This window comes from Mycobacterium sp. TKK-01-0059 (assembly GCF_000709305.1).
GTDB lineage: Bacteria > Actinomycetota > Actinomycetes > Mycobacteriales > Mycobacteriaceae > Mycobacterium > Mycobacterium intracellulare.
In genome coordinates this window covers 664727-685249 of sequence record NZ_KL446993.1, presented here as the reverse complement: position 1 = coordinate 685249, position 20523 = coordinate 664727, and the positions used below count along the sequence as shown (strand labels likewise).

19 protein-coding genes are annotated in these 20523 nt (G+C 69.1%); 12 read left to right on the top strand and 7 right to left on the bottom strand.

All coding sequences use genetic code 11. The features are described from left to right. The first annotated feature begins 32 nt into the window (after positions 1 to 32). From K883_RS03490 to mddA, 6 genes are all read left to right on the top strand, one after another. Positions 33 to 665 (top strand): ComF family protein, encoded by a 633-nt coding sequence (locus tag K883_RS03490; protein WP_036453727.1) that lies wholly within the window; start codon positions 33 to 35, stop codon positions 663 to 665. 303 nt (positions 666 to 968) lie between these two features. Next, entirely contained in the window at positions 969 to 1637 is a 669-nt protein-coding gene (gene hpf / locus K883_RS03485) for a ribosome hibernation-promoting factor, HPF/YfiA family (RefSeq protein WP_008259758.1), read from the top strand. Positions 1638 to 1831: 194 nt separating this feature from the next. Continuing rightward, complete coding sequence (gene secA, locus K883_RS03480; RefSeq protein ID WP_008259756.1) at positions 1832 to 4660, top strand: preprotein translocase subunit SecA; 2829 nt, start codon at positions 1832 to 1834, stop codon at positions 4658 to 4660. A gap of 187 nt (positions 4661 to 4847) precedes the next feature. Continuing rightward, a complete protein-coding gene (locus K883_RS03475; RefSeq protein WP_036453725.1) occupies positions 4848 to 5594 on the top strand; it encodes a hypothetical protein in 747 nt (248 codons plus the stop codon). A 33-nt stretch (positions 5595 to 5627) separates the two neighbouring features. Next, the gene (locus K883_RS03470) at positions 5628 to 7184 is read left to right on the top strand and encodes an HD domain-containing phosphohydrolase (protein ID WP_036453722.1); all 1557 of its coding nucleotides are present in this window, start codon (positions 5628 to 5630) and stop codon (positions 7182 to 7184) included. Positions 7185 to 7275: 91 nt separating this feature from the next. Continuing rightward, complete coding sequence (gene mddA, locus K883_RS03465; RefSeq protein WP_179945042.1) at positions 7276 to 8040, top strand: methanethiol S-methyltransferase; 765 nt, start codon at positions 7276 to 7278, stop codon at positions 8038 to 8040. A gap of 56 nt (positions 8041 to 8096) precedes the next feature. Here mddA and K883_RS03460 read toward each other — a convergent pair whose 3' ends face one another. Then, positions 8097 to 8654 carry an Rv3235 family protein gene (locus K883_RS03460; protein WP_036453719.1) on the bottom strand — a complete coding sequence of 186 codons (558 nt, stop codon included), beginning with the start codon at positions 8652 to 8654 and terminating at the stop codon, positions 8097 to 8099. 184 nt (positions 8655 to 8838) lie between these two features. Here K883_RS03460 and K883_RS03455 point away from each other — a divergent pair, with 184 nt between their 5' ends. The 4 genes from K883_RS03455 to K883_RS03440 all read left to right on the top strand — a co-directional run bounded on the left by K883_RS03455 (position 8839) and on the right by K883_RS03440 (position 13528). Then, entirely contained in the window at positions 8839 to 10260 is a 1422-nt protein-coding gene (locus tag K883_RS03455) for a WS/DGAT/MGAT family O-acyltransferase (protein WP_036453717.1), read from the top strand. A 94-nt stretch (positions 10261 to 10354) separates the two neighbouring features. Beyond that, positions 10355 to 10870 (top strand): DUF6912 family protein, encoded by a 516-nt coding sequence (locus tag K883_RS03450; protein WP_008259748.1) that lies wholly within the window; start codon positions 10355 to 10357, stop codon positions 10868 to 10870. Between the two features lie 133 nt (positions 10871 to 11003). Beyond that, positions 11004 to 12158, top strand: a complete 1155-nt coding sequence (locus tag K883_RS03445) for a ferredoxin reductase (protein WP_036455256.1) — start codon at positions 11004 to 11006, stop codon at positions 12156 to 12158. 86 nt (positions 12159 to 12244) lie between these two features. Beyond that, complete coding sequence (locus tag K883_RS03440) at positions 12245 to 13528, top strand: fatty acid desaturase family protein (RefSeq protein ID WP_036455254.1); 1284 nt, start codon at positions 12245 to 12247, stop codon at positions 13526 to 13528. A gap of 78 nt (positions 13529 to 13606) precedes the next feature. Here the strand turns inward: K883_RS03440 and K883_RS03435 are convergent, their stop codons facing one another. From K883_RS03435 to K883_RS03420, 4 genes are all read right to left on the bottom strand, one after another. Further along, entirely contained in the window at positions 13607 to 14431 is an 825-nt protein-coding gene (locus tag K883_RS03435; protein ID WP_020823363.1) for a hypothetical protein, read from the bottom strand. Continuing rightward, positions 14428 to 15036 (bottom strand): TetR/AcrR family transcriptional regulator, encoded by a 609-nt coding sequence (locus tag K883_RS03430; RefSeq protein ID WP_020823362.1) that lies wholly within the window; start codon positions 15034 to 15036, stop codon positions 14428 to 14430. The genes K883_RS03435 and K883_RS03430 overlap by 4 nt, the downstream gene beginning before the upstream one ends. Before the next feature lie 61 nt (positions 15037 to 15097). After that, positions 15098 to 15592, bottom strand: coding sequence for a DUF302 domain-containing protein (locus tag K883_RS03425; protein WP_020823361.1), 495 nt, complete (start codon positions 15590 to 15592; stop codon positions 15098 to 15100). Between the two features lie 4 nt (positions 15593 to 15596). Further along, positions 15597 to 16772 carry a thiolase family protein gene (locus K883_RS03420; protein ID WP_020823360.1) on the bottom strand — a complete coding sequence of 392 codons (1176 nt, stop codon included), beginning with the start codon at positions 16770 to 16772 and terminating at the stop codon, positions 15597 to 15599. A gap of 92 nt (positions 16773 to 16864) precedes the next feature. On the opposite strand from K883_RS03420, the gene K883_RS03415 reads away from it, so the two are divergent. After that, entirely contained in the window at positions 16865 to 17341 is a 477-nt protein-coding gene (locus tag K883_RS03415; protein ID WP_014712260.1) for a winged helix-turn-helix transcriptional regulator, read from the top strand. Here K883_RS03415 and rsgA read toward each other — a convergent pair. Beyond that, positions 17325 to 18308, bottom strand: coding sequence for a ribosome small subunit-dependent GTPase A (rsgA, locus tag K883_RS03410; RefSeq protein WP_014712259.1), 984 nt, complete (start codon positions 18306 to 18308; stop codon positions 17325 to 17327). The genes K883_RS03415 and rsgA overlap by 17 nt on opposite strands. Beyond that, positions 18305 to 19624 carry a 3-phosphoshikimate 1-carboxyvinyltransferase gene (aroA, locus tag K883_RS03405; RefSeq protein ID WP_036453713.1) on the bottom strand — a complete coding sequence of 440 codons (1320 nt, stop codon included), beginning with the start codon at positions 19622 to 19624 and terminating at the stop codon, positions 18305 to 18307. Before aroA ends, rsgA begins: the two co-directional genes overlap by 4 nt. Positions 19625 to 19747: 123 nt before the next feature. Between aroA and K883_RS03400 the strand changes: the two genes are divergently transcribed. After that, a complete protein-coding gene (locus K883_RS03400; RefSeq protein ID WP_014712257.1) occupies positions 19748 to 20512 on the top strand; it encodes an SOS response-associated peptidase in 765 nt (254 codons plus the stop codon). Positions 20513 to 20523: the final 11 nt, after the last annotated feature.

Here is a 20523-nt window from a genome sequence, read left to right as displayed (position 1 = left end):
TCCCTGTCACCCCCGTCCGCCACACTGTCGCCATGCTCGACTTGGTCCTGCCGGCTGAGTGCGGCGGCTGCGGGGCGCCATCGTCGCGCTGGTGCGACGCCTGCGCCACCGAGCTGGCCGTCCGGCCGGACGAGCCGCACGTGGTGAACCCGCGCATCGACGCGGGGGTCCCGGTGTTCGCGCTCGGGCGCTACGCCAACGCCCGCCGCCAGGCGATCCTCGCGCTCAAGGAACACGGCCGCGCCGATCTCGTCGCGCCGCTGGCGCGCGCACTGGCCCTCGGGGTGCACCGGCTGCTGGCGTGGGGGATGGTCGATACCCCGCTGACCCTCGTGCCCGCACCGACGCGGCGTTCGGCCGCACGCCGGCGCGGCGGCGACCCGGTCACCCGGCTGGCCCGCGCCGCGGTGGCGCAGCATCCGGAGATCGCCGTCGCCCCGGCGTTGCGCATCAAGGCATTGACCCGCGACTCGGTGGGCCTGGGCACCGCCGCGCGGGAACGCAACATCACCGGGCGCGTCGTGCTGCGCGGCCGGTTGCCGCGCACCGACGTCATGGTCGTCGACGACATCGTCACCACCGGGGCGACGGCGCGGGAGTCGGTGCGCGTTCTGGAAGCCGCGGGGGTCCGGGTCGTCGCGGTGCTGGCGATCGCCGCCGCGTGAGCGTGTGCGGCAGCCAAGAGGTTGTGAAGAACTCGCAACAGCTCTGCGAAATTAGTGGCATGGGTAGGCGAACACGAGCTAACGTCGGAATCAACATTCATTGACTCACTGGTCGGGATATTCCCAGGTTGAGCCCCACTTGCGGGAAGGGGTGAGTAATCGACACCTTGCACCGGCGGGCAGCCTGCGGCGGTAGCCAGTCTCGAACCGCTCTCACCTCGTCGGCGCATCAAGCCAGCCGGGCACGCAACGCGCGTGCGACGTGTAAAGAGAAATGAGTTGTCACGTATGTCAAGGCTATCCGTGGATTCCGGTCAGATTCTGGACCAACCGCCCTCGGCCACCGATGGGCAAGCCCAACCGACAACCACCGCCGACGTTGTGTTCAAAGGCCGCAACGTTGAAATCCCCGATCATTACCGTCTGTACGTCTCCCAAAAGCTCGCCCGCCTCGAGCGGTTCGATCGCTCCATCTACCTTTTCGATGTCGAGCTCAAGCACGCTCCCAACCGGCGGCAGCGCAAGTCTTGTCAACGCGTGGAGATCACCGCCCGCGGCCGCGGCCCCGTGAGCCGGGCGGAGGCCTGCGCCAATAGTTTCTACGCCGCCTTCGAATCCGCCGTGGACAAGCTGGAGAGCCGGCTGCGCCGCGTCAAGGACCGCCGCAAGGTCCACTACGGCGACAAGACGCCGGTCTCGCTGGCCGCCGCCACCGCGGTGCCGCCCCCCGAACCGGCGCGCGGCGCGCCCGAGGCGCCCGCCGAGCATGACGGGGTGGAGCCCGACCACGAACCCGGACGGATCGTGCGGACCAAGGAGCACCCGGCCACGCCGATGACGGTCGACGACGCGCTCTACGAGATGGAGCTCGTCGGGCACGACTTCTTCTTGTTCCACGACAAGCACACCGAGCGGCCGTGCGTGGTCTACCGGCGCCACGCCTACGACTACGGCCTGATCCGACTGGGCTGATCGCGTCACCCCGCCGAACGTCGACTTATTGCGGGAATCCCGGCAAACTGGCGCACCAAGTCGACGTTCGGCGCCCAAAGAGCGACGTCACCTAGGATGGGTGTCGCCAAAGACTCCGATCCGGCCCGGTGACGATGCAGAGCGCGTAGCGCGATGAGGAGGAGCCGGGCGATCAAACCGTAGAGGACATAGCTGTGCTGTCGAAGTTGCTGCGCCTTGGCGAAGGTCGCATGCTCAAGCGTCTCAGGCGGGTGGCTGACTACGTCAACACCTTGTCCGACGAGATCGAGAAGCTCACCGACGCCGAGTTGCGGGCCAAGACCGACGAGTTCAAGAAGCGGCACGCCGACGGCGAGAGCCTCGACGACCTGCTGCCCGAGGCCTTCGCGGTGGCCCGCGAGGCGGCTTGGCGGGTGCTCGACCAGCGCCCCTTCGACGTGCAGGTGATGGGCGCGGCGGCGCTGCACTTCGGCAACGTGGCCGAGATGAAGACCGGTGAGGGCAAGACCCTGACCTCGGTGCTCCCGGCGTACCTCAACGGCATCGGCGGCAAGGGCGTGCACGTCGTCACCGTCAACGACTACCTGGCCAAACGTGACAGCGAGTGGATGGGCCGCGTGCACCGCTTCCTTGGGCTGGACGTCGGCGTGATCCTGGCCCAGATGACGCCCGACGAGCGGCGGGTGGCCTACAACGCCGACATCACCTACGGCACCAACAACGAATTCGGGTTCGACTACCTGCGCGACAACATGGCGCATTCGCTCGACGACCTGGTCCAGCGCGGACACAACTTCGCCATCGTCGACGAGGTCGACTCCATCCTGATCGACGAGGCCCGCACCCCGCTGATCATCTCCGGCCCCGCCGACGGCGCCTCCAACTGGTACCTCGAGTTCGCCCGGCTCGCGCCGCTGATGGAAAAGGACACCCACTACGAGGTGGACCTGCGCAAGCGCACCGTCGGCGTGCACGAGCTCGGCGTGGAGTTCGTCGAGGACCAGCTCGGCATCGACAACCTCTACGAGGCCGCGAACTCGCCGCTGGTCAGCTACCTCAACAACGCGTTGAAGGCCAAGGAGCTGTTCAACCGCGACAAGGACTACATCGTGCGCGACGGCGAGGTGCTCATCGTCGACGAGTTCACCGGCCGCGTGCTCTACGGCCGCCGCTACAACGAGGGCATGCACCAGGCCATCGAGGCCAAGGAGCACGTGGAGATCAAGGCCGAGAACCAGACGCTGGCCACCATCACGCTGCAGAACTATTTCCGGCTCTACGACAAGCTCGCCGGCATGACCGGTACCGCCCAGACCGAGGCGGCCGAGCTGCACGAGATCTACAAGCTCGGCGTGGTGCCCATCCCCACCAACAAGCCGATGATCCGCGCCGACCAGTCCGACCTGATCTACAAGACCGAGGAGGCCAAGTACATCGCGGTCGTCGACGACGTCGTCGAGCGCTTCGAAAAGGGCCAACCGGTGCTGATCGGTACCACCAGCGTCGAGCGTTCCGAGTACCTGTCGCGGCAGTTCCAGAAGCGCCGCGTCCCGCACAACGTGCTCAACGCGAAGTTCCACGAGCAGGAGGCGACCATCATCGCGGTCGCCGGCCGCCGCGGCGGCGTCACCGTGGCCACCAACATGGCCGGTCGAGGCACCGACATCGTGCTCGGCGGCAACGTCGACTTCCTCACCGACCAGCGGCTGCGTGAGCGCGGCCTCGACCCGGTGGAGACGCCGGACGAGTACGAAGCGGCGTGGCACGAGGAATTGCCGAAGGTCAAGGAGGAGGCCTCCAAGGAGGCCGAAGAGGTGATCGAGGCCGGCGGCCTGTACGTGCTGGGCACCGAACGGCACGAGTCGCGGCGCATCGACAACCAGCTGCGCGGCCGCTCCGGCCGGCAGGGCGACCCGGGCGAGTCACGCTTCTACCTGTCCCTGGGCGACGAGCTCATGCGCCGCTTCAACGGCGCCGCGCTCGAGGCGATGCTCAACCGGCTGAACCTGCCCGACGACGTGCCCATCGAGGCGAAGATGGTCACCCGGGCGATCAAGAGCGCCCAGACCCAGGTGGAGCAGCAGAACTTCGAGGTCCGCAAAAACGTCCTCAAGTACGACGAGGTGATGAACCAGCAGCGCAAGGTGATCTACGCCGAGCGCCGCCGCATCCTGGAAGGCGAGAACCTCAAGGAGCAGGCGCTGGACATGGTCCGCGACGTGGTCACCGCCTACGTCAACGGCGCGACGGCCGATGGCTACGCGGAGGACTGGGACCTGGAATCCCTGTGGACGGCGCTGAAGACGCTGTACCCGGTGGGCATCGACCATGCGCCGCTGACCCACCACGACGCCGACTCCGAGCGCGACGACCTCACCCGCGAGGAGCTGCTCGAGGCGCTACTCAAAGACGCCGAAAACGCCTATGCCGCAAGGGAAGCCGAGCTCGAGGAGATCGCGGGCGAGGGCGCGATGCGTCAGCTGGAGCGCAACGTGCTGCTCAACGTCATCGACCGCAAGTGGCGTGAGCACCTCTATGAGATGGACTACCTCAAGGAGGGCATCGGGCTGCGCGCGATGGCCCAGCGCGACCCGCTGGTCGAATACCAGCGCGAGGGCTACGACATGTTCATGGCCATGCTCGAGGGCATGAAAGAGGAGTCGGTCGGCTTCCTGTTCAACGTGACCGTCGAGGCGGTGCCCACCCCGCAGGTCGCCCCAGTCGAGGCGCCCGAAGGGCTCGAGGAATTCGCCACCGCCGCGGCCGCCCAGCAGGGCGGTACCACGACCGCCGTGCGCGAAGAGGCACCAAGTACGCTGCGCGCCAAGGGGATTGACAACCAGGCGCCAGCGCTCACCTATTCCGGCCCCTCGGAGGACGGCTCGGCGCAGGTGCAGCGCAACGGCGGTGACGCCAAGACACCGGCGGGGGTTCCCGCCGGGGCCAGCCGTCGCGAGCGGCGAGCGGCGGCGCGCCAACAGGGTCGCGGCGCCAAACCACCCAAATCGGTGAAGCGGCGCTAGCGGGGCGCACTCGCCTTTTCGGCTTTCCGCCCGCCGCCCGACTGTCCGGGCGCTCGCGGCCCAACGCCCGACTGGCCGGGCGCTCGCGAACCGGGCGCTCGCGAACCGGGCGCTCGCGAACCGGGCGCGCCGAATTTGAGGCATCCGCCCCATGCGCCGGGGCGGTGGCCGCGCGGACCATCCAGGGATGACCACAGCACGCACCCCCCTCGACGCCGCCACCGCCGTCCTGCACCACCCCGTCCTGCCCGCCGGAGATGACGAACGATTCGTCGGATTCGGCGTGCTGGGGCTCCCCTTCGCCAGCGGGCACTACCTGGCGCTGCGGCAGTTCCCGGCGACGTCGTTCTCGCCCGGCTATCGCTCGGTGTGGCACCGCGACCCCCACGGCGCCTGGACCTTCTACGCGACCACGCCGGGCCCGCAGAGCTGCGCCCGCTTCTTCAGCGCGGCGACCAGCCGCGACGCGGTCCAGTGCAACATCGACGTCGCGTGGGTCACCCCGTGGTCGTTGTTCGTCGCCATCCCGGGGCTGCTGGCCTGGCAGATCGACCTGCACGCCACGTGGTCGACGCGGCTGATGAGCGCGGTCGGCGCGCGGTTGCCCGCCTGGGCGTGGACCAACCGGGCGGCCCTGGCCGTCCTCGGCCGCGTCGCCGGGCCGACGCTGCGGGCCGGGCGGATCCGGCTCGCCGGAACCGCGCCCAACGGCCAGCGATTCATGATCGCGCCCGCACAGGTGTGGGCGGTGGGACACTCGCGCGCGGTCTTGCGCGAGGTGGACCTCGGGCCGGTGGGGCCGCTGCGCCCGCAGGCGCGGCTGGCCGGCTTCCGACCGCCGCAACGCGGCGTGTTCGCGGTGGGCTCCGGGCATTTCGACAGCTTCGACGCCGCCCGGCACGAGGCCGTGCGGCGCACCGCCGCAATCGGGTGACCCCGCGGCCCCCGGCTGGGCACAATGAGGCTCATGCCAGAGTCCGAACTACCGACGCGGGCGGAGCTGCTCGCGGCGTTGTCGGTGGCGATCGATCTCGGCCTCGGCCAACCCGCCGAGCACATGCTGCGCGCGGCGCTCATCGCGACCCGGCTCGCCGACCGGCTCGGGCTGTGCGCCGACGAGCGCGACTGCGCCTACTACACCACGCTGATCATGTGGGTCGGCTGTCACGCGGACTCCCACGAATACGCGCGCTGGTTCGGCGACGACATCGCCGTCCGCCACGATTCCTATCTGGTCGACTGGTCCGGGATCCCGTACCTGCGCTTCCTGGCGAGCAACGTCGGCCGCGGCCAGCCCTTCGCGCATCGAATGGCCGTGCTGGCAACGCTTTTCGCCAACGCGCGCGGTCACATCTCCCGGCTGATCCACTCGCACTGCGCGTCGGCGGCGCTGCTGGCCGACCGGATCGGGTTGAGTCCCGACGTGCAGGCCGCGCTCGCGTTCGCCTTCGAGCGCTACGACGGCGGCGGGCTGCCCGCGGGAGCGCGGGGGGAGACCATCCCCATCCAGATGCGCATCGCGCAGCTCGCCGACATGGTCGAGGTTCATCACCGCACGTACGGCGTCGCCGGCGCCGTGGCCATGGTGAGCGGACGGCGCGGCGGGCAGTTCGATCCCCGGGTTGCCGACGCGTTCCTGCGCGACGCCGACGCGATCCTGGCGGGACCGCCCGCAGGCGATGCGTGGGCGGCGGCGCTGGGCGAGGCGCCCGATCGCCATCAGCGGCTTGACGATGCGTCGCTGGACGCGTTGCTCGTCGCGCTGGGCGACTTCGTCGACCTGAAATGCCCGTTCACCCTTGGGCATTCGCGCGCGGTGGCCCGGCTCGCGGGCGACGCCGCGCTGGCCGCCGGAATGGACACGGACGCGGTGGCGCTGACCCGGCGCGCGGGCCACGTCCATGACCTCGGCCGCATCGGGGTGTCGAATCACATCTGGTCCCGGCAAGGCCCGTTGAGCGCATCGGAATTCGAGCGGGTACGGCTGCACCCGTATCTGACGGTGCGCATCCTCAACCAGGTCCCCGGCCTGGGCCGGCTGGCCGAGGTCGCCGGCAATCACCACGAATGCCTCGACGGCGCGGGATATCCGCGCGGGCTGGCCGGGCCCGCGCTGCACATGCCGGACCGCATCCTGGCCGCCGCCGTCTGTTACCAGTCCGCCCGCGAGCCGAGGCCGTACCGGGAGCCGATGTCGGCCGGCGCGGCGGCCCGCCGGCTGCGCGGGCGTGCGCAGGCCGGCGAACTCGACGAGGTCGCGGTCGAAGCGGTGTTGCACGCGGCCGGACAACCCGCGCAACGACCGAACCTGCGGCCGGACGGGCTGACCCCCAGGGAGGTCGAGGTGCTGTGCCTGGTCGCCCGCGGCGCGTCCAACAAGGAGATCGCGGCGTCGCTGGTGATCAGCGAGAAAACGGCCCGCAACCACGTCGAGCGGACGTACGCCAAGATCGGCGTCTCGAACCGCATCGGCGCCAGCATGTACGCGCTGCGGCACGGTCTGGTGAACCCGGTGCCCAGCTAACCCGACGGGCGTCTGGAAACGTGCCGTGCGCGGCCGAAAATGAGGCATCCGCCCCATGTTCAAACGCGCCGGCGAGGCGCACAATCAGCGAATGAAGCGATTCTTGATTGTCGGTTACGGCGCCGCCGCTTACCTGCTCTTTCTTGCCGCATTTCTGTACCTCGTGGCGTTCTTGGGAAACTTCTGGGTGCCGCGAACCGTCGATCACGGCCTGCCGGCGCCGATCGGTGAGGCGGTGCTGATCAACATCGGGCTGCTTGCCGTGTTCGCCGTCCAGCACAGCGTCATGGCGCGGCCGTCGTTCAAGGCGTGGTGGACGCGGATCGTGCCGTCGGCGATAGAGCGCAGCACCTACGTGGTGCTGTCCAGCGCGGTGCTGGTGCTGCTCTACTGGCAATGGCGGACGATGCCGGCCGTCGTCTGGGACGTGCGGCCACCGGCCGGGCGCCTGGCGCTGTGGACGTTGTTCTGGCTCGGCTGGGCCATCGCGCTGGCCGCGACGTTCATGGTCAGCCACTTCGACCTGTTCGGCCTGCGCCAGGTGTATCTGGCGTGGCGCGGAAAACCCTACACGCACATAGGTTTTCACGCCCGGATGCTGTACCGGTTGGTGCGCCACCCGCTCATGCTCGGCTTCGTGATCGTCTTCTGGGCGGTGCCCACGATGACGGCCGGACACCTGCTGTTCTCGGTCGCCATGACGGGCTACATCCTGGTCGCCACCCACCTGGAGGAACACGACCTGGTGGAGGCGCTGGGTGAGCAGTATCGCGACTACCGTCGCCGGGTGCCGATGCTGCTGCCGCTGGGACACCGCCCGCGGCGCGACCCGGCCCAACCGGCGGAGCTGCATTAGCTTTCGGGCGAGCGGTTCACCGCGGACGGCCGCTCGCGGCGAGGTGACCGGTGCGGTCACCCGATGTGCAGGGCCACGACCATCCACCTCGCCCCGCTCGCCGCGCCCACCTGCTCCACCCGGCAGGCGATGGCGTGGACCCGGTTCCCGCGGCTGTAGGAGCCGAAGACCTCGGCGGCCGCGTCGGGGTCCCGGTGGCCCGCCGGCTGCAGTCGCATGCGCCGCAACACGGCGGCACCCGCGTGGCCGGGCGCCCGCCCGGCCACCGAACGCCCCACCGCGACAACCGAATCCACCAGGCTGGGCGACAGCAACGGATGCAGCTGGGCGGCCGGGCGGCGCCGGTCGATGACCTCCAGCACGCGCCGCAGTGCCGCGTCGGCGAAGGTCGCCGCCTGGCGCATCCGAGGGGACATGACCGGGCCCGGCGCTCTGCTGAGTTGCCCGGTGTAGGGCCGGGGCGTGGCGTGGCCGCCGCGGCGGCGTAGCGGAGTGCGCGAGGACGGCCGGCACGACGGGACGGTGCGCGGCACATCCTGGGTTTCCGGTTCGTAGTCGACCACCGGCGTGACGCTGAAAGCGCCGGATGGATTCGCAACGGGGCTAGTGTTCAACGCGCACTCTCCAACTTCTCGGCCGGACCGGAAGCCTGCTGGAGAGGGGCAGACAGTCGTCATCATGGCATAAGTCGCCATCGCGCGTCCCCATGCCGACGTGCGCCGCGGGCCGGACGATTACCGTTGGCCAGACATCGCTTGAGGCGACAGGGCGATGAATCGACGAGGAGGACTGCGCCGTATGGTGACCCGGTTGTCCCCGCCGGACGCGTCGTTCTATCGGCTGGAAAACACCGCCACCCCCATGTACGTCGGATCGCTGGCCATCCTGCGCCGTCCGCGGGCCGGGCTGAGCTACGAGACGCTGCTGGCCACCGTCGAGCAGCGGCTGCCCCAGATCCCGCGCTACCGGCAGAAGGTCCGCGAGGTGCCGGTCGGCACGGCCCGGCCGGTGTGGATCGACGACGCCGACTTCGACATCACCTATCATGTGCGGCGCTCGGCGCTGCCCTCGCCGGGCAGCGACGGGCAACTGCACGAACTGATCGCGCGGCTGGCCGCGCGGCCGCTGGACAAGTCGCGGCCGCTCTGGGAGATGTACCTGGTCGAGGGCCTGTCCAAGAACCGGCTCGCCCTCTACACCAAATCGCATCAAGCCCTGATCAACGGGATGGCGGCGCTGGAGATCAACCACGTCATCAGCGACCGGACGAGGCGCCCGCCCCCGGCCCCCGAAGACATCTGGATTCCGGAACGCGACCCGGGCAACACCCGGCTGGTGCTGGGTGCGATCGGCGAGTGGCTGACCGGTCCGAGCGCGCAGCTGCAGGCCGTCGGGTCCGCGATCGGCGGCCTGGTGACCAACTACGGCGAGCTCGTCGGCGCCGGGCGCCGGGCGTTCGATTTCGTGCGCACCCTGGCCCGGGGCGACGCGCCCAGCAGCCCGCTCAACGCCACCGTTTCGCGCCATCGCCGGTTCACCGTCGCCACCGGCAGCCTCGAGGACTACCGCGCCGTGCGGGCCCGCTACGACTGCGACGTCAACGACGTGGTGCTCGCGGTGATCGCCGGCGCGCTGGGCAACTGGCTGATGTCGCGCGGGGTGGCGGTGTCGCCGACGGCGACGGTGCGGGCGATGGCGCCGCTGTCGGTGTACGACGACGGCGACCTCGACGCGAGCGGCCCCGGCCAGGCGATCAGCCAGGTCATGCCTTTCCTCGTCGACCTGCCGGTGGGGGAGCCCAACGCCGTGGTGCGGCTCTCGCAGATCGCGCACGCCACCGAGTCCAACCCGACCGCCGCCCAGCTGGTGGACGCCAGGACCATCGTCACGCTGTCGGGGTTCGCCCCGCCCACGCTGCACGCCATGGGAATCCGCGTCGCGACCAGTTTCCCGAGCTTCTCCAAGCGCACGTTCAACCTGCTGATCACCAACGCGCCGGGGGCCCAGTCGCAGATGTACGTCGCCGGCACCAAGTTGCTGGAGACCTACACGGTGCCGCCGCTGCTGCAGAACCAGGCGCTGGCGATCGGCGTGACGTCCTACAACGGCATGCTCTATTACGGAATCAACGCCGACCGCGAGGCCATGAGCGACGTCGACCTGCTGCCGGGACTGCTGAGCCAGGCGCTCGAGGAGCTGCTGGAGGCTTCCCGGTCCTAGCCGGCGGTGAAAACCCCTGCGTGCGGCTATCCTTCGTTGCTGTGAAACCAGCCGCGCCCACGATCTCCGACGCCTCCACGCCGATCTAGCCAACATGACCGTCGTCTACATCCCCGCCACGCTGGCCATGCTGCAGCAGCTCGTCGCCGACGGCTCGCTGCGCCCGGTCAGCGGCACGGCGTTCGCGCTGACGCCAAAGTTGCGCGAGGCCTACGCCGCGGGCGACGACGACGAGCTCGCCGACGTGGCGCTGCGCGAGGCGGCGCTGGCCTCTCTGCGCCTGCTGGCGGGCGAAGCGCCCTCGGATTCCCGGCCGCCGCGCCGCGCGGTGCTGGCCGCCGACGTCGACTTCGACGCATCCGGGGTCACCTACCGTCCCGACCTCGACGACGCCGTCGTCAGGCTGCCCGGCGCGGTCCCGATCGAGGACGTCATCGCCGCGTACGTCGACAACGCGGCTGCCGAGGAGGCGGTGGCCAGGGCCATCGAGGCCGTCGACGCCGCGGACCTGGGCGACGAGGACGCCGAGCTGATCGTCGGCGACGCGCAAGATCACGACTTGGCCTGGTACGCCAACCAGGAGCTGCCGTTTTTGCTGGAGCTGATGTGACGCTGTGAGGCATTCCCGCCCCTAGCGCTAGCTACGACACCGTAGGTTACGGTACCGTAGGTTTCGTGAAGCACACAGAATCGATCACAATGTGAGCGTAAGTAAAGCGCCACGTCGTGAGCAGGAGCTTCCTCTGGGCAAACGGAACCCATCGATCGCGGGCAACGTCGTCGACACCAAGCGGCCCGTGGTCGCCGGTGCCGACCGGCATCCCGGCTGGCACGCCCTGCGCAAGCTCGCCGCGCGCATCACGACGCCGCTGCTGCCCGACGACTATCTGCACCTGGCCAATCCACTCTGGTCGGCGCGCGAACTGCGAGGACGCGTCCTGCAGGTGCGTCGCGAGACGGAGGATTCCGCGACCCTGGTCATCAAGCCGGGTTGGGGCTTCAACTTCGACTACCAGCCGGGCCAGTACATCGGCATCGGACTGCTGATGGACGGGCGCTGGCGCTGGCGGTCGTATTCACTGACCTCGACCCCGGCGGCGACGCCCGCGCGCCCCGGTTCGGCGCGCACCGTGACCATCACCGTTAAGGCGATGCCGGAGGGTTTCCTCTCGTCGCACCTGGTGGCCGGCGTGGAACCGGGCACCGTCGTCCGGCTGGCCGCGCCGCAGGGCAACTTCGTCCTGCCCGACCCCGCACCCGCCTCGATCCTGTTCCTCACCGCCGGCTCCGGGATCACGCCCGTGATGTCGATGTTGCGAACCCTGGTGCGCCGCAACCAAATCGGTGACATAGCCCACCTGCATTCGGCCCCCACGGAATCGCACGTGATGTTTCGCGGCGAGCTGGCCGCGCTGCAGGCCGACCACCCGGGCTATCGGTTGCAGCTGCGCGAGACGCGCACCCAGGGCCGGCTCGACCTGTCCGCGCTGGACGCCGACGTGCCGGACTGGCGCGAGCGCCAGACCTGGGCCTGCGGGCCGGAGGGCCTGCTCACCGCGGCCGAGCGCGTGTGGTCGGCCGCGGGCATCGCCGAGCGTTTGCATCTCGAGCGCTTCGCGGTGTCCAAGGCCGCGCCCGCCGGTGCGGGTGGGACGGTCACCTTCGCGCAAAGCGGACGCACCGTCGCCGCCGACGCCGCGACGTCGTTGATGGATGCGGGGGAGAGCGTCGGCGTGCAGATGCCGTTCGGGTGCCGCATGGGTATCTGCCAGTCCTGCGTGGTCGGCCTGGTGGAGGGCCACGTCCGCGACCTGCGAACCGGCCAGGAGCACGACCCGGGGACCCGGGTGCAGACCTGCGTGTCGGCCGCGTCCGGCGATTGCGTGCTCGACATTTAAAGGCTACTCACAGGTAACCTACGGATTCGTAGGTTACGATAGCGTAGGTCTAGTACCGAACAAACGACCGCAGGGAGATGACGACGATGGCGATCAGTGACGTCGACGTATTCGCCCATCTGACGGACGCCGATATCGAAAACCTGGCCGTAGAGCTCGATGCCATCCGCCAGGACGTGGAAGACTCGCGCGGCGAGCGGGACGCTCGCTACATCCGCCGCACCATCGCGGCCCAGCGCGCGCTCGAGGTAACCGGCCGGCTGCTGCTGGCCGCCAGCTCGCGGCGCTCGGCCTGGTGGGCGGGGACGGTGACCCTGGGCGTGGCCAAGATCGTCGAGAACATGGAGATCGGCCACAACGTCATGCACGGGCAGTGGGACTGGATGAACGATCCGGAGATTCACTCCTCGACGTGGGAGTGGGACATGAGCGGGTCGTCCAAGCACTGGCGCTACACCCACAACTTCGTGCACCACAAGTACACCAACATCCTCGGGATGGACGACGACGTCGGCTACGGCCTGCTGCGCGTCACCCGCGACCAGCGCTGGAAGCGCTTCAACATCTTCAACCTGGTGTACAACACCCTGCTGGCGCTCCTCTTCGAGTGGGGCGTCGGCCTGCAGCACGTGGAGCTCGGCAAGATCGCCAAGCGACGCATGGACAACGACGAAGCCCGGGAACGGGTCGACGAGTTCCTGGCCAAGGCCGGGCGCCAGGTGTTCAAGGACTACGTGGCGTTCCCCGCGCTGACCTCGTTGTCACCCGGAGCCACCTACATGTCCACGCTGAAGGCCAACGCGCTTGCCAACGTGATTCGCAACGTGTGGGCCAACGCGGTGATCTTCTGCGGCCATTTCCCCGACGGCGCAGAGAAATTCACCAAGACCGACATGATCGGCGAGACCAAGGGGCAGTGGTATCTGCGCCAGATGCTGGGCAGCGCCAACTTCGAGGCCGGCCCGGCCCTGCGGTTCATGAGCGGCAACCTGTGCCACCAGATCGAGCACCACCTGTATCCCGATCTGCCGAGCAACCGGCTGCACGAGATCTCGCTGCGGGTGCGCCAGGTCTGCGACAAGTACGACTTGCCTTACACCACAGGGTCTTTCCTGTTCCAGTACGCGAAGACGTGGCGCACGCTGGCCAAGCTGTCGCTGCCGAACAAGTACCTGCGCGACGACGCCGACAACGCCCCGGAGACTCGCAGCGAGCGGATGTTCGACGAACTCGAGCCGGGTTTTTTGGGTACCGATCCGGCCACCGGCCGCCGCCGCGGTTTGAAGTCCGCGATCGCCGCCGTGCGCGGTTGGCGGCGCGGGAAGCGCGCGGACGCGGCCCGGCACCCCGACAACGACCTGGCCGCCTAGGCCAGCGCGCCGAACGCGTACCCACTGCGAATGCTTCGCTGATTTCTCCCGCTGAGTGCACGCTCGCCGCGGGCGTCGTCAGGGATGCGTGACGAGGTAGGTCTCGTTGCCCAGGTCGGCGGTGAGTTCGTCGACGTCGAAGGGCCGGTCGAGCCGCGCGGCCAACGCCTCCTTGTTGACGAGCAGGCCGATCTCCGCGGTCTGGCGCGCGAAAAGCCGACCGATGAACGGGTAGATGCGGCGCATGATCGCCCGCTCCGCGGAGGTGCAGCGTGACGCGCAGTAGCCGACATGGCCGATTTCGTCGGTGAGAATTTCGCTGTAGAGCAATTCGATTCGCTGGGCAACATCGGGTTCGTCGGCGAAGAGCCTTCCGCCGACGCGGCGTAGTTCGTCAAACATGATGCAGCCGGCCATCTCTGCGGCCCCGACGAACAGGAAGCCGAGCCGTTCGGGCAGAAATACGCCCGTCTTGACGAATTGGCGCATCACGAAAGGCGGGGGCACAACCTGGAAGGTGAGATCGAAGACGTCCAGCGCGTAGGCGAGCAGCCGCGTGTGGTAGTGCTCCTCGAGTTCGAGGTAGACGTTCTCGGGCGGCAGGCTTTCGTCGCTGTTACGCCCATAGGTTTCGCCGAGTCCCACGCCGAACCGCTCGGCCTGATTCAGCTTGGCGGTCGCCAGCAGGAACAGCATTTTGGGGTCCAGGCCGGGTTCCGGTCGCCGGCGGCGCAGGTTGCGCAGGAACGTCTGTCGGTCGGCGGGATGGGCCGACCGGACGGGGTTGGCCTCGAGTTCGCCGAAGAACCGCTCTCGGTTCGCCAGCCGCCTGTTGAGCAGGTCGGCCTCGCCGTCGCGGCGGGCCAGGAAGTCCCGGTAGCCCTCGATGCCCGTGCGATTCATCGTTTCTCCATTCCCTTGACAATCGTTGTCACGTAACGGCTTAACAGCGCTTCGTCGTGCGCTCCGGTGGACAGCAGCGCGAAAAGCCCGGTGAGGAAGAACGTTCCGAGTTCCGCCGGGTCGGCGTCGGCGTGCACCTGTCCCTCGTCTTGGGCCCGGCCGATCACGCTCACCAGGAACTGGGCGAGGGGATGCTGCGTCAATTCGTCTTCGACCGGACGGGTCGAGGAGAAATGCAACCCGAGCATGTCCCGGAAAACGGCGTCGCCCAGCCGGCGTTCGGTACGGAGAACGTGCTGTACAACTTGTGACAGCACCGAGGCCAGATCGCCCGTGGCATCGCCGAGTTCGCTGATGATCCGGGTCTCCTCGTTGCGCTCCACCTCGATAAGGACGTGCTCCTTGGTGGGGAAGTGGAAGTAGAACGTCCCCCTCACCACGCCCGCCGCGGCGGCGATGGCGCTGACGTCGGCGGCGGCAAACCCGCGTTGCGAGATCTCGGACAACGCCGCGTCGAACAGGCGCGCCCGCGTCTCGAGCCGCCGGGCCTCCCGGGCGCTCGCGGCTGCAGAGTTGGCCGAGGATGCTGTGCGTGCCGACGCCATGCAGGCACGGTACGCCAATTGCTGACGCCCGTCAATGACGGGCGTCAGCGAATTTGGGTCGTCAGGAGCCGCCGGCCCCCTGTTCGGCCAGGGCCGCCAGCTTGCCGTCGAGTTGCTCAGCGGCGCTGAGCAACTCGGGATTGGGCTCGACGACCATGAGCGACGACGGTTTGACGTAGGTCACGCTGCTGCCATCGTCGCCCTCGTCGGTGAGCAGCAGCTCGACGGGAGCGAACAGGCCCGCGGTCACGTCGTGGCGGAGCATGGTGATGGCGATCAACGGGTTGCCCAGGATGACGCGCAACGCCTTGCGGTCGATGCCGGCCTTGGCGATCCAGGCGCCGTGGTCGACCGTGCCGAATAACATGAATCCGTTTGGGCCGGCGTGGTTTTGGATCAGATCCTCGTATTCCTGCCAGTCGCCGGTCGTCGTCGTAATGTCGTCGATCGGCACCGGGCTTTCTCCGATGTCGGCGAGCAGCGCAGCAACCAGCGCGTCGTAGCTCTTGGCGCTGTCGTAGCGCACTCGCACGCCCTCGAACGTGATCTCAGTCATCGGATCACCCCAGTCGCTCGACGATGGTGGCGTTGGCCATGCCGCCGCCCTCGCACATCGTCTGCAGCCCATACCGACCACCGCGCTGCTCCAAAGCGTTCACCAGCGTCGTCATGATGCGAGCGCCGCTGGCGCCCAACGGATGACCAATCGCGATCGCCCCGCCGTTGACGTTGGTCTTGGCCAGATCGGCTCCGGTGTCGTGCGCCCAGGCCAGCACCACGGGCGCGAACGCCTCGTTCACCTCGAACAGGTCGATGTCGGCCAGCGTGAGCCCTGCTTTCGACAACACCTTCTCGGTGGCGGGAATGACGCCGGTCAGCATGTAGAGCGGGTCGGAGCCCACCACGGTGGTGGTGTGGATCCGGGCCAGCGGGCGCAGGCCCAGTTTCCGGGCGACCTCGCTGCTGGTGATCATGACCGCGGCGCTGCCGTCGGACAGCGGTGACGAGTTGCCCGGGGTGATCTCCCAATTGATCTGCGGGAAGCGGGCTTTGGCCGCCTCGCTGTAGAACGCCGGCTGCAGTCCGGATAGCGTCTGCACCGTCGTGCCGGGGCGGATGATCTCGTCGGTGGCGAGCCCGGCAATCGGGATGAGCTCGTTGTCGAACAGCCCGTCCTTGGTGGCGCGGGCCGCCTTCTCGTGGCTGCCGGCGGAGAACTCGTCGAGTTCGGTGCGCGAAAAGCCCCACTCCGCGGCGATCAGTTCGGCGCTGATGCCCTGGCGCACCAGGCCGTCGGGATAGCGCGCGTCCATCCCCTCGCCGAACGGGTTGCTGCCCGGTGACACCTGGCTGCCCATCGGGACGCGCCCCATCGATTCCACGCCGGCGGCGATCACCAGGTCGTAGGCACCGGCGATCACACCCTGTGCCGCGAAGCTGATGGCCTGCTGGCTGCTGCCGCACTGGCGGTCGATGGTGACACCGGGCACCGTCTCCGGGAATCCCGCGCCCAGCAGGGCATTGCGGGCGATGTTGACGGCCTGGTCCCCGACCTGGGTGACGGCGCCGGCGATGACATCGTCGACCTGTGCCGGATCGACGCCGGTGCGCGTCACCAGCTCGCGCAGGCTGTGCGCGAGCAGGTCGGCGGGCAGCACACCGTGCAGCGCGCCGCTGGCCTTGCCCTTGCCGATGGGCGTGCGCACTGCTCCGACGATGACGGCGTCGCGGGTCATGGCTCCTCCTCGAGTCCATCTGGGTATATCAAGCTGTACTCAGATAAACACCTCGGTATGATGAAAGCAACCCAGCTGGGGAGGTGATTTAGATGACACTGCTGCAGGGGCCGCTGGCCGACCGCGACGCCTGGTCGGCGGTGGGTGAGTGCGCGATCGAAAAGACGATGGCGGTCGTCGGTACCAAATCCGCGATGCTGATCATGCGCGAGGCGTACTACGGCACCACGCGTTTCGACGACTTCGCCCGCCGGGTGGGCATCACCAAGGCCGCCACCTCGGCGCGGCTGGCCGAGCTCGTCGAGCTGGGTCTGCTACGGCGCCAGCCCTATCGGGAGCCCGGTCAGCGCAGCCGCGACGAGTATGTGCTCACCCAGGCGGGCATCGATTTCATGCCCGTGGTGTGGGCGATGTTCGAGTGGGGTAGGCATCATCTGCCGGGGCGCCACCGGCTGCGGCTGACACACGTGGGCTGCGGTGCCGAGGTCGGCGTCGAAATTCGGTGCGCCGAGGGACATTTGGTGCCGCCGGATGAGCTCGGCATGCGGCTGGCTAAGAAGCGTGGTTGAGGGCGGCCAGCAGCCGGCGGGCGGCCGCGACGCGGCGGGCGGCGGGCCCGGTCAGTGTGTCCAGCGCGCACTCGGGGTCGGCCGGCGGGCCCATGTGCCCGCAGCCGCGCGGACAGTCGTCGATGGCGTCCGCCAGATCCGAGAACGCCATCATGACGTCGTCGGGCTGGATGTGGGCCAGCCCGAAGGAGCGGATGCCCGGCGTGTCGATCACCCAGCCCGACGTCGCCAGTGGGAGCGCGACCGATTGCGTGGAGGTGTGCCGCCCCCGGCCGATGTCGGTCACGTCGCCGACGGCGCGGTCCGCGTCGGGCACCAGCCGGTTCACCAACGTCGACTTGCCGACTCCGGAATGCCCGAGCAGCACGGTGATCTTGCCGGCGAGCAAATCCGCCACGGCGAGCAGGGGATCGTCGCGGCCCGCGACGACCACCGTCAGATCCAGGTCGACGAACTGCTCCGCGAACGGCTCCGGCGGGGCGAGGTCGGTCTTGGTCAGGCACAGGATCGGGGTGAGTCCGCCGGCATAGGCGGCGATCAGCGTCCGGTCCACCAGCCCGGTGCGGGGAGGCGGGTCGGCGAGCGCCACCACGATCAGCAGCTGGTCGGCGTTGGCGACGACCACCCGTTCGGTCGGATCCGTGTCATCGGCGGTGCGCCGCAACACAGTTCGGCGCTCACCGCGGCGCACGATGCGGGCCAGCGTGTCCGTCCGCCCGGACAGATCGCCGACCACATCGACCTCGTCGCCGACGACGATCGGCGTCCGGCCCAGTTCCCGGGCCCGCATGGCGGTGACCCTACGGTCGACGTCGCCGCCCAGCACGCACCCCCAGCGGCCGCGGTCGACACTGACCACCATGGCGGCCTGGGCGTCGGCGTGCTCAGGACGGGTCTTGGTCCGCGGCCGCGAACCCCGGCCGGAGCGGATCTTGACGTCGGACTCGTCGTAGTCGCCGGGCTTCACATGCCGCGGTCTTCCTGGGCGGTCAGCATGTCGGCCCACAGCCGCGGAAAGTCGGGCAGCGTCTTGGTGGTGGCGCCGATGTCGTCGACCTCGACGCCGGCTACCCGAAGCCCGACGATTGCGCCCGCCATCGCCATCCGGTGGTCGGCGTACGCGCGCCAGACGCCCGGCCGCAGCGGTGTCGCGGTGATCACCAGGCCGTCGGGCGTTTCGGTGCAATCGCCGCCCAGGCGGTTGATTTCGGCGCTCAGCGCGGCGAGCCGATTGGTCTCGTGGCCGCGCAGGTGGGCGATGCCGGACAGGCGCGACACCGAGCCCGGGGCCGCCAGCGCCGCCAGGGCGGCCACCGACGGTGTCAACTCGCCGACCGCGCGCAGGTCGACGTCAAAACCGCCGTAGTCCCCGGAGGCGCGCGCCTCCAGGTACGAATCATGTTGGGTGACAACGGCATTCAACTTGCCCAACACGGCCAGGATGTGCTCGGCGGGTTGCACGCTGTTCGCCGGCCAGCCCGTGATGCGCACCGCGCCGCCGGTGACGACGGCCGCCGCCAGGAACGGGACGGCGTTCGTCAGGTCCGGCTCGACCACCCAGTGCCGGGCCGCGACCGGCCCGGGTCGCACCCGCCAGCGGTTGGGGACGGAGTCGTCGACGTCGACGCCGGCCTGGCGCAGCATCGTCACCGTCATCGCGATGTGCGGCGCCGACGGCAGCGCCGAACCGGTGTGCCGCACCGTCAGCCCCTCGGCGAAAGAGGCCGCGCACAACAGCAACCCGGAGACGAACTGTGACGAGGCCGAGGCGTCGATCTCGACGGTGCCCCCGGGGACCGCGCCGGTGCCCAGGACCCGAAACGGCAGACCCGAGCCGTCGATCCGCACGCCCAACCCGCGCAGCGCGTCGAGTAGCGGCGCGATGGGCCGCGCCCTGGCCTGCTCGTCGCCGTCGAACTCGACGATCGATTCGGCGAGCGCCGCCAGCGGCGGTACGAACCGCAGCACCGTGCCCGCCAGGCCGCAATCGACCTGTGCCATCGGTTCCGGCACCACGCGGCCGCTGACCGTCAACTCCGTCCCGTCGCCGTCGACGCGCAGGCCCAGCGTGCGCAGCGCGCCGATCATCAAGTCGGTGTCCCGGCTGCGCAGTGCCCCGCTAATGGTCGGGGTGCCTCCCCTGGGCGAGCCCGGGGACCCCGGGCCCTGCGCGGCCGCCAGCGCCGCCAGCACCAGGGTCCGGTTGGTCTGCGATTTCGAACCGGGAACGGTCACGGTCGCGTGCACCGGTTGCGGTGCCTGGGGGGCCGTCCACGTACTCACCGGTCCATCATCGCCTGTCACCGGTTGCTGCCACCAATAGGAGTTCGGTGGCTTCTGCCACCCATAGGAGTTCCGTGGCTCTGCCACCCATAGGAGTCCCGTGGCTTCTGCCACCATGGAGGTATGTGCGGACGGTTTGCGGTCACGACCGACCCGGCCCTGTTGGCCCAGAAGATCAAGGCGATCGACGAGACCACCGGCGCCGACGCCGATTCGAGCGCGCCCAACTACAACGTGGCTCCGACCTCGACCATCGCGACCGTCGTCAGCCGGCATTCCGAACCCGAGGACGAGCCGACGCGGCGGGTGCGGCTGATGCGTTGGGGCTTGGTGCCGCCGTGGGCCAAGGCGGGCGCCGACGGCGCGCCCGAAACCAAGGGTCCGATGCTGATCAATGCCCGCGCCGACAAGGTCACCAGCTCGCCGGCCTTCCGGACCAGCGCCAAGTCCAAGCGTTGCCTGATCCCGATGGACGGCTACTACGAATGGCGGGTCAATTCCGACGCCGCGGTCGGCAAGAAGTCCCGCAAGACACCGTTTTTCATGTACCGGGAGGACGGCGAGCCGCTGTTCATGGCGGGCCTGTGGTCGGTGTGGAAGCCGGCCAAGGACGCGTCGCCACTGCTGAGCTGCACGATCATCACCACCGACGCGCCCGGGGAGCTCGCGCAGATCCACGATCGGATGCCGTTGGTGATGCCCGAACGCGATTGGGACCGGTGGCTCGACCCCGACGCCCCGATCGACGAAAAACTGCTGGCCCGCACGCCCGACGTGCGCGCCATCCGCACGCGTGAGGTGTCGACGCTGGTCAACAACGTGCGCAACAACGGCCCGCAGCTACTCGAGCCGGCCGAGCCGGAGCCCGAGCAGGCACGGCTTCTCTAGCGCAACACGCG